This is a genomic window from Nitrosomonas sp. Nm51 (genome assembly GCF_900111165.1).
Classification (GTDB): domain Bacteria; phylum Pseudomonadota; class Gammaproteobacteria; order Burkholderiales; family Nitrosomonadaceae; genus Nitrosomonas.
In genome coordinates, this window is the sequence record NZ_FOGH01000128.1 from 1 (window position 1) to 1,142 (window position 1,142).

General features: G+C 45.5%; 1 protein-coding gene. It reads left to right on the forward strand.

Features of this window, described 5'->3' with window-relative positions:
* On the forward strand, window positions 1–1,056 hold a 1,056-nt coding region (locus BMY60_RS15155; RefSeq protein WP_090334728.1), incomplete at its 5' end, for an IS5 family transposase.
* Between the last annotated feature and the right edge of the window lie 86 nt (window positions 1,057–1,142).

Consider the following 1,142-nt stretch of genomic DNA (forward strand, 5'->3'; position numbering starts at 1 on the left):
TACTACCAGGCTTTTTGCGGCATGCAGGAATTTCAACGCAGGCTGCCTTGCCATAGCACGGAACTGGTTCATTTTCGCAAGCGCATAGGATTTGGCGGTGTTGAGCAAATTTTCCAGATGAGTGTTGGCTTGCATGGTAAAGCAGCGCTGGAAGATACGGTTCATATCGACACGACGGTGCATGAAAAAAATATCACTTATCCTACGGATAGCAAGCTTGCAATCAAAATCATCAATCGCCTGAATAAGATAGCCAAAGCACATGGTGTTTCTCAACGGCGCACGTTCGTCAAGGAAGTCAAATCACTGCGCCTGGATATCCGACATTTTCGCCATGTCAAAAAAAGAGCCAAGGCCAGGCGTGCCCTGAAACGGCTGAGAACCATAGCGGGAATTTTGATACGGGAGCTGCGGCGAAAATTGCCGCAATACTGCTTGTTTGAACGCTACCAGCAGGACTTTCTATTGTACGAACGCATTTTAAAACAACAACCCAAAGACAAAAACAAAATCTATTCCCTGCCTGAACCGCAAGTCTACTGTGTCGCCAAGGGAAAAGACCACAAACAATACGAATATGGCAGCAAGGCATCAATCGCCTGTACAGCACGAAGCAATATCATTGTTGGTGTGGTTAGTCATGAACAAAACCTGCACGACAGCCATACGCTGCCGGAAATACTCAGGCATGTTGAAACATCGCGCGGCAAAACAGCCAGACAAGCAGTGTGTGATCGCGGTTACCGCGGTAAAAATGAAGTGAATGGAACAAAAATCATTCTGCCGGGGAAAGCACTCAAACGAGACACGCGTTACCAAAGGGATAAGAAGCGTAAACAATGCAGAAGGCGCGCAGCCATTGAGCCCATTATCGGTCACTTGAAGTCGGATCATAGAATGACAAGAAACTACTTGAAAGGCGTCATCGGTGATCACATCAACCTGTTGATGGCTGCTTGCGCCTGGAATCTGAAACAATGGCTGCGGGCCATTTTTTTGCTGTTTTTTTCTGCAAAAAACAGGGTGAAAATAAACCTTGCCGCCGGAAATTTCTGAAAAAAATGTACAGACAGGATAAAAAATTTCTGGCAAATATTTTTGCGAAGAAGAATTTTCAAAATATCCTTTTTCAGGGCCGACTA